The sequence below is a fragment of the Oribacterium sp. oral taxon 078 str. F0262 genome, assembly GCF_000160135.1.
Taxonomy (GTDB): domain Bacteria; phylum Bacillota; class Clostridia; order Lachnospirales; family Lachnospiraceae; genus Oribacterium.
Map to the genome: position 1 here is coordinate 73418 of NZ_GG729933.1, position 8634 is coordinate 82051.

Sequence of the window (8634 nt, forward strand, 5' to 3'; positions counted from 1 at the left end):
TCCCGGGCTTCAGAGAAGCGAAGTGATGCGTGAAGCGGATATTTATGGCTATACTGCCCCCGGGGAGGAAGACAGTCTTTTCGGGGAAAAAGCGCCGGAAGACGGCGCTTTTGTTTTGTCTTGAAAGCTTTCTACCGCTCTCGAAGGCTTTTTGTCGATCTTCCATAGCGGGAGGAGAAAATTCTGGGGATATCGCAGAAAAGCCGCAAATCCCGGCTTTTTACTTGAAAATCTTGGGCATGAATGCTATGCTTTTTCCAAGAGAAAGAGTGATTCCATGAAAAAAGCATATTTTTTATCGGGGCTGATCGGAATCTGTCTTCTGTTTTTCCAGGCCCCGGGGAGGCTTTCCGCAGAGGCGGAGTCTCCTCCGCCCCCCTCCGATACGACTTTTCTGGTCGATGTGAGCGCTTCCATGAGGGGAGTGCGGGAAGTACTTTTATCCATTCTTTTTGATTCCTTTTCTTCTTTTCCCGATTCCAGGGACTTTTCCTATCTATCGTATCATTCCGTACCCTCTCAGTCTGTCTCTGCGGACGCTTCCGCGGAGTTCTATCGGGAGCTTCTTCCTCAGGAGCCCTTTTCCGGCTATTCGAATTCCGGAGAGGGACTTTTGCAGGCGCTGTCTCTGACGGCGGACCGGGGCCGTATCCTCTGGTTTACCGACGGGGAAACCGACATGAAAAGCGCCCGGGATCAGGACCTCTCCTTCTCCAGGCTCATGGAGGGGGCGGCTCTTGCGAGAGAGCGGGGGATCTCCCTCACGGTATACTCCTTTTCCGAAGGGGAGGAGTATACGGCGCTCTGTCGCGCGGCGGAGGAGAGCGGCGGGAGAGTGCTCTTCTATCATTCCATCGGGAGGGAGGCCCTGCTCTCCGATATCCGAAGGGCATGGGAGGCGGAAGAGGGAGAGGGGGGAGCCGGTGAGGAAGAGAGGACGGAGCCCTTCGATGTCCCCCGGAAAGAGGCGCTTCTCTCCTTTTCCCTTCCTCTTCTGAGACCATCCCTCCTCTATAGCGCCCCTCCGCCAGACGGAAGGAGTGAGGATAGAGCGGGAGCCCCGCGTGATACAGGGCAAGAGAGCAGAGCGGAAGCCCCGCGTGCTGCAGGGCAAGGGGACAGAGCGGAAGTTCTGCGTGATGCAGGGCAAGAGAACAGAGCGGAAGTCCCGCGTGATACAGGGGGAAAAGACGGGGAGGAGAAAAGCCTCTGGCCTCTTGCGCTGATTCTCTCCCCCCTCCTTTTCTCCGGTGCACTTCTCTTTTCCCTCGGAAGACGCGCAGAGCGAGAGAGGCGGGAGATAAGGGAGCGCGGGCGAAGTATCTCTTCGGATTTTTCGGAGAGCGCGGGAGCATCCCGCGGAAAGCATTTCTATTAAGCCTTCGGAGATCGGAGGGGAGGCAGAGGAGCGGGGCAGTTCAGAAGCTGCGAGCGGAAGGAGGAAATGATGGCGGAAAGCATTATAAGACAGACAAACAGGACGCTTCTTCTCGAGGAAATCAATCCGGAGAAACGGAACCTCCTGACCCTGATCGGAGATGTGAGGGGGATGGACAGCCTGAGTGACGATAAGATCCGGGAAATCAATGAATCACTCCTCGTCCGAAGCTTCGGGGAGTTCCTCGAGAAGTTTGACCCGACGATCTATTCCTTTTTTAATGCGGCGACGCAGAGTGTCGTCTATACGGAGGAAAAGCCCGCCGGGATCCCGGAAAATATGCTGAGCGCGGTGCATCTCAATCTGCACAATGATTTCCTGAAAATGCTCATGACGCTCGTTGAGACGAAGCGGAGTCAGGGGATCATCAACGCGGACTTCCGCTTTGAAAAGCTCACGGAGATGATTTCTCCCCGGAAGGTCATGGAGGACATAAGGCAGATCCGGAAGGAGCTGCAGTACAGCTATTCCGAATATGCGAAGCTCGAGGACGGAGATCCTTACAAGCTGGATCTCGGGGATAAGCTCAATGCGATGTTCGAGGAGGCGAGCGCAAACTATCAAAACCTCATGGCGATGATCCCCCTCGCGATCTCGGATATCCGGACCCGCCTCCTTCTCGGAAGGACGAAGGAAAAGGAGGAGCGAAAGGCGCTCGCGCTCGGCGTTCTCACCATGTCGGAGGAGGGGGAGCTCAAGGTAATAGAAGCGCCAAAGGACGGAGAAGCTGCCCTGCTTCCCCTCGATGAGCACGAGAATGCGGGGCTCATAAAAGCCTTGGAGGAGGATTATGACGCTCTGAATGAAAACGGCAGCAGCTATGTAAGGCAGCTGGTGGTCCGGACCTTTTGCCCTCTTTCGTCCAAAGCGGAGGCGGAGATCGATGTCCGGAGAGAGGTCGAACACTATAACGCTTACCTTGAGTTCTATAAGAACGCGAAGGAGGACTTCATCAGGGCGGTGAAGCCTCTTGCGGAGAAGCTTCTCGGGGTCTGGGCCTTTTTCGAGCAGTATCCGAAGGGACTCAAGGGGATGCGTCCCAGCATGCTGGTCGCCAATGTGCGAAATGAGCTCCTGGCGAGCAGTCTGAATCTGCCGAAGCTTGCGGCCTATCTGAATACGGTCAATGAAAAGAACGACTACAGCGACACGGTCTGGTATGCCGTTTTGCCGTCTGTCTCCCTGGATGAGAGATCCCGGATGAGCGGCGCGAGGGAGCGTTTCCGAGGGCGGAGCGGATCCCCGAAGTCAGACAGTGTGAGCGTGGAGTCCATGGTCAGGACAGCGGATCTCTTAAAGGACTACGGGGTTCAGTGCTTTTACAGCTATGAGACGGGGGATCGGACAAGCTTTAACAGCATGGCGACAAGCGGCGTCGCATTCTTTGATGAGCGCTGCCAGAGCCTGAGCGGGAAATCCTTTTCGGAATACCTGATCCCCTGTGTGCCGAATTTCACCATCATCCCGAAGGAGAAATCCGGCGTCCGGCTGGAGAGCAGGATGCTCGTGAACGAGCACGAGGCGGCGGAGCTTTCGGAGGCGAAGGAGGATCTCCTGAAGCTGTGGATCGACGGTATCTATATCGGGGCCGCATTCGTCGCGGCGGGGCTTATGGCGGCCTGTCAGTCGCCGGAGTATCTGAAGGAGCGTTTCCGGAGGGGAGTGGACCCGGAGCTCCCCGGTGTCCGCTTTGACATCGAGTCCGGAAACAATCCGCTCCGGGCGCATACCGCGATGTCGAGGGAGATCACAGGCTTTACCAACAGTGTGAAGGAGGATATCAAGAGAAGAGGCTTCGGTTTCGTCTTTTCCTCGGAAAATGCGGTCCTGGAGGGGGAGGATATCAATGCGGTCATGGTCTATAAGGCCCGGAACTTAAAGCTCTCGGAGGGCGGCTACGAGGCGATCTACAAGACGCAGACGGCAAATTATATCGAGCGGATTTTAAGACATGCGACCGGGGACTTCAAGCCGGAAAATCTCGCGCGGTTTTTCTCGAATCATCCGACGAGCCGGAAGAGTCTCTGGCTTGCGAGAAAGGATAAGGTGAATGCCATCCTTGACGCAAGGGACGAGATGGACTACGAGATCGATGAGGCGGCGGGGACCTGCTTTGTGGAGCTCTCCTTCCACGGAAGCAGAAAGAGGTTGGAGCTTCTCCTGAATCGGGGAGACAGCGCCTGAGCGCTTCTTGCAGACTGCTCCTTTTGCTTTTCGGACAACGTGCGTTCCGGCTCTTCGCCCCCGGATCCATACGGAGGGGGAGAGCGCAGGGCGGGGAAGGCAAGGCGCTGCGAAAGGGATGCAAAGAGAACAGCCTGCTAATAAAAAGTCAAGCAGTAAATAAAGAAATTCTTGGAGGATAAAAATGGGCACAAGTAACCTGGCCGTATTCATTCAGACGGCCTCAGATCTGCACTATGGATAGCATTCATTCAGTCCTCTGAATCAGAGGCAGGAAGATTACGGATGCACTCCTTTACTTTACCGTAGTAGACACGGAGGAACTTGTTCGCACCAGCGGTCATATATACGAGATATGGTTTCCCTTCGGCTTTCTTCTTGAACAGGAACTGGCTGACCGGATCGTTATCGCGGGGGCCGAGCTGGAGCATCGCCTCCATAACCTGGAACAACGCTTTTCGAAGCCGTGCAGAGCCGCATTTCGATGCGTGTCCACTCTTGTGGACGACCTCACCAGAATCGTTCTTTCCGGGATCCACGCCAGCGTATGCTGTCAGTGCTTCACGGTGATCGAATCGACTGATGTCTCCGATTTCGGCCATGATCTGCGGGCCGAGGCTCGGACCTACGCCATACATGGAACGAACGGTTTGATACTCCGGGAGCGAGGATGCGAGTTCATCCATCTTCCGGCGGAGTTCTTCGACATGCTTTGACATAAGGTTCAGCTGGGCGATGCTGTCCTGGATCATCTCCTTGTAGACCGGATCCTTTGGAGCAGTCGGAACCAGCTCCTTTGCCTGGGCATAAAGCTTTTCCGGACGCTCAGGCTGGTGATCATAGCCGTGACGTTTACAGAAGCTTTGGTAACGTTCCGTGAACATCTTCTGGCCGGAATCCAGGACACAGTCCACATGCCAGAAGGAATCGGCATAGTCGACCCATTTCTCGCTCCCATCAGGGCGCACAGGGCTTGTAAAGAGCTTATTTACGCCAGGATAGGTCATGTCGAGAAGGGCGATCAGATTGGTCTTGGCAGCAGTTTTCTGCTTCATGAAGAAGGCAAACTGTGAATTGAGGGTCTTCAGTTCTGTACGCGTAGTGTCCATGACTGAATACTCACGCAGGGACACCCAGTTGTCAATGGTGTAGCGGGCGATCTTCTTAGCATCGGCGGGATCGGTCTTGACCTTGCGGAGTGTGTTGTTTCCATAATTACGGATCAGGTGTGGATTAACCGCGCAGACAAAGAGGCCTGCTTTTGAAAGAGCATTACGGATCGGCTCGTGATAACGCCCTGTACTCTCCATTACGACTCTCGTTTCACCATCGAGTGACCCGAGATAGCGAGCGAGATCACGAAGATCTGAGGACTTGTGAGATATATCAAAAGGCTTATGAATAACGACACCGCCTGGTTGCAGGACAGCGACCGTGCTTCTGCCTTTTGATACATCAATACCTACTGCGTTCAACATAACTGATACCTCCAGACTTAAGATACGCATTGGATGGCCAGTTTTCTCATTGCCGGTTCAATCTCCTGGGGTATCACACGAACGCGATGAAACTTACAGATATCGGTTCAACCTGCATAAACCGAACGGCTGAGAATGAGTATGGCTGGCTGACAGGCTGTTCTACGGACGCGGATTTTTGATCTGGACCAAGGAGGATTCCGTCAGATCCATGCCATACCATTCTACAGCTATAGCAATGAAGGGGGAGCAGATCCTGACTGGTTGCCAGGCCTTCTGTTACCCACAACCTTATTGTAGGAGGAGGAGCACCATGAGCAAGGTCAAGTTCACCCCAGAGCAGCAACAGATGCTGCGAGAAAACCCTTACACCATCCATATGACGGCTGATGTACTCTCGATTTCCAAAGAGTTCAAGGAAATCTTCTATAAAGAGTACCTCTCCGGCGCATTGCCAAGGGATATCTTGCAGAAGCATGCTTATCCCGCTGATGTGCTTGGTAAGCAGCGCATCTGGGGAATCAGCCACCGTATCCGCAAGCAGTTCGAGGAAACTGGTGAGTTCTCTGATATCCGTACACCGACTATCAGCAAAACAGGGGCAACACCGGAGGAGAAGATCCGCCAGTTGGAGTATCAGGTAAACTATCTGACCCAGGAAGTAGAGTTTCTAAAAAAATTTCCTCGATCAGAAGTACCAGGAAGTAGGTGCCGCCATTATGCATGACTCTTCCTGTGTATTTGAGATCATCCACCAGACGAAGCTGTCCTCTAATGCTTTCTCCGTAAAGGAGCTATGCCCAAATCGCAGGGGTGTCCCGCAGTGGCTATTACGCCTGGCTGAAGGCGGCTCTGATCCGGGAACTGCAGGAGCAGCAGGACCGGCAGGACTTTGACCGGATCCTGACAGCCTATAAGATGCATGGCTTTACGAAAGGAGCCAAGGGCATCTACATGGCGCTGCTTCATATGGATCTGCCAGTCGTCATGAATCTCAAGAAGATCCGGCGCCTCATGGATAAGTTCAACCTTTCCTGCCCGCATACCTGTCCTCGATACTGGACGCCTTTACGAAGCAGATCCTTGCCTATGTGGTGAGCGATTCCCTGGAAGTGGACTTTGTCCTGGAAACCGTCAATCTTCTGATAGAGAATCATGGTGTTTCCCTTCATGAGGAAACGATCGTCCACAGCGACCAGGGGTGAGTGGCACCTGCGCCCGCTTCCCGAATCCGAAGCATACGATCTTCTGGAGATCATTGAAGCCTGCAGCAAGAAAGGTGCCTTGATCCTCTGTACTCAGTACGATACGGATGACTGGTATTTCCGCATCGATTGTGACCGTGCCGAAGATGACGACAGTGCCGTTGCCGAAGGTATCCTTGACCGGATCATTCATAACAAGTATGTGATCGAGGTAAAAGGCCGCATTTCCATGCGTAAGCGTCATGCTTTTGCCGAATCCGAAGAAAGCGGGGTGGCAGACAATGGCTGATGCTTCTCTTACTATGATCTTCCTGATGAAGTGAACTGCTCCGACAGATGCGAGGCTGTTATCGCACTCTGCGAACTGGTAGACAAGCTGACATCAGACATCCAGTTCCTGGAACTCGAGTGCATCAGCACAAGGTATCCTCTCCGTCAACACATGGACAAAGAAGAAAGAGAACTGCTTCGCATGGATATCCTGTCACATTTGACTGGCAGATATGAAGGGGATCCCGCCTATGAGCTCTTCAAAAGTATCCTGTACAGCGGCGGTGATCCGATGGAATTTCGCGATCATCATGTCAAGGTACAGAAAGTCTGCAAAGGCAACTGTCCTGCTGGCACGGATATCTGTAACAACTGAGGATGCTGACCGTCTGGGCAGGCCATAACGGCTTGTTCAGGCGGCGCAGCCGCAGTTGATATCCCAAGATCCTTCTAAGCCACCATTCTTATGGCGGCCAGAAGAGCAGCCACCGCGCAAGCGGCTTGGCCTTGACCGGCGGCAGATGCGCAATACAATGGCTGCTGCGATGGGGATGAAAAGGCTTATGTATCTGATATCCCTGAGTCCCCATTGCCGATGTGGGCATATCGCGCAGATGTCGACTGTCAAGGCTTGGCGGACGGTGACTGTGATCCAACTGGGCTCGCTTCCGTGAAAACTGGGCTAAATAGCCGTGACAGGTGGGCTATTCGGCCGTGCAAAGGGGGCTACTCACGTGGAATATACAGCTGGAATTCGGAAATAGGACAGAAGCCCACAGATAGCGTAACTACGCGACTTGTAGGCTTCTCACTCTTAATTAACTGTCAAAAATGGGATTTTACCACAAACGAGAGAAAAAGTATTTAAAAATAATATCAGATAGTTATTTAACTACAACTTTCCCAATCAATGAGACTATACATCCCCAAGGGGGCATGTAGTCGACTATGATTGCCCTGTAGGCTTGGGCCTGTTTTTACTTCCCTTGGGCCTGCCGGGTCTCCGCTTTACGACAGGCTGCTCCGATTTTTCTTTCAGGGACTTGGGCTGATTCTTACTTCCTTTCGGGCGGCCACGCTTCTTCTTGGGCGGTTCTTTCGGCTTGGGAAGTAGTCCCAGTGTCTGAAGGATCACCGTATGGGAAGGGTTGATCCGGATCAACTGCCAGTCCCCCTGATCCAGGCGGGCTTTCTTGGCCCGGACCAGGATAGAAAGCAGTTTCTTATAAGTGTAGCGTTCCAGCAGTCCCGCCTGGCCGAAGGTCTTCAGCAGGCGGAAGGTCAGGACGGCAGCAAGGAAATCGCAGAACTCGCTGCCAATGACGGAGTAGTCATCATGGACCCTGGTCTCATCGAAATTGCAGGCGGATTTATAGAACCGCATGACGATCTCGATCTCCCACCGCTTGCTGTAAGCCTTATAAGCGACTTCCGGCGGGATATCCAGATCACACTCCAGCACGATGGTTCCGAAGGTCCTCTGCTTCTTCTTCAGAACGTCCAGGTCATAGGTCCCGTTCTTCTTTGCCATGCGGAGCCAGTCCTGTTCTTCTGCGGCAGCTTTGCTGCTGTCCCGGAAGGAGTAGAGCCATTTATCAAGGCCCTCGCACTTCTCTTTCCGGTAGGTGATGCTTTCATCGCCGGGCAGGATTCCGGTAAAGTCAAGCATGTGATGCCGTTCAATGAACTTGGAGTTCCGTTTGATCGGATTGAGGTAATGCAGATCCGGGTGCTCCACGAACTGTTCGTGAGCGGCTGATTCGGGAAAACCCTTGTCAGCAACAATGATGCCCTTTGTGATCCGGTTCTCAGTAATGAAGGATTCATAAGAAGTGGAATCCAGCATGTTTTCTGGGAAGCACTTGGAGCAGACCAGTTCCATCTCTTCCAGGTCGAAGGCAAACAGAACGGAAATATCTCTGCGTCCTTTGATTTTCGCCTTCCAGGAGAAGTCGGAGAGGGAATTGACACTCGATTCATCCGATTTCAGAGTCCCATCGACCAGGAGGTGATGATCCATTGAAACAGCAGCTGTACGATTCCGCATGAACTGCACGAT

Annotated in this window: 7 protein-coding genes; 5 read left to right on the forward strand and 2 right to left on the reverse strand. The window is 53.3% G+C overall.

Features of this window, described 5'->3' with window-relative positions:
• Positions 1 to 277: 277 nt before the first annotated feature.
• Both GCWU000341_RS00345 and GCWU000341_RS00350 read left to right on the forward strand, forming a co-directional pair.
• Positions 278 to 1378, forward strand: a complete 1101-nt coding sequence (locus GCWU000341_RS00345; protein WP_009213595.1) for a hypothetical protein — start codon at positions 278 to 280, stop codon at positions 1376 to 1378.
• Between the two features lie 69 nt (positions 1379 to 1447).
• Positions 1448 to 3622, forward strand: a complete 2175-nt coding sequence (locus GCWU000341_RS00350; RefSeq protein ID WP_040652792.1) for a hypothetical protein — start codon at positions 1448 to 1450, stop codon at positions 3620 to 3622.
• Between the two features lie 251 nt (positions 3623 to 3873).
• Here GCWU000341_RS00350 and GCWU000341_RS00355 read toward each other — a convergent pair whose 3' ends face one another.
• Positions 3874 to 5100 (reverse strand): IS110 family transposase, encoded by a 1227-nt coding sequence (locus GCWU000341_RS00355; RefSeq protein WP_040653095.1) that lies wholly within the window; start codon positions 5098 to 5100, stop codon positions 3874 to 3876.
• A gap of 313 nt (positions 5101 to 5413) precedes the next feature.
• Here GCWU000341_RS00355 and GCWU000341_RS00360 point away from each other — a divergent pair, with 313 nt between their 5' ends.
• The 3 genes from GCWU000341_RS00360 (at position 5414) to GCWU000341_RS00370 (ending at position 6594) form a co-directional block, all read left to right on the forward strand.
• Positions 5414 to 5827 carry an HTH domain-containing protein gene (locus GCWU000341_RS00360; RefSeq protein WP_040652794.1) on the forward strand — a complete coding sequence of 138 codons (414 nt, stop codon included), beginning with the start codon at positions 5414 to 5416 and terminating at the stop codon, positions 5825 to 5827.
• An 86-nt stretch (positions 5828 to 5913) separates the two neighbouring features.
• Entirely contained in the window at positions 5914 to 6198 is a 285-nt protein-coding gene (locus GCWU000341_RS12855; RefSeq protein ID WP_009213600.1) for an IS3 family transposase, read from the forward strand.
• Between the two features lie 57 nt (positions 6199 to 6255).
• Entirely contained in the window at positions 6256 to 6594 is a 339-nt protein-coding gene (locus GCWU000341_RS00370) for an ATP-binding protein (protein ID WP_242651583.1), read from the forward strand.
• A 927-nt stretch (positions 6595 to 7521) separates the two neighbouring features.
• On the opposite strand, the gene GCWU000341_RS00375 is transcribed toward GCWU000341_RS00370, so the two are convergent.
• Positions 7522 to 8634 (reverse strand): transposase (locus GCWU000341_RS00375; protein WP_009213603.1); only part of this gene is annotated, 1113 nt, incomplete at its 5' end.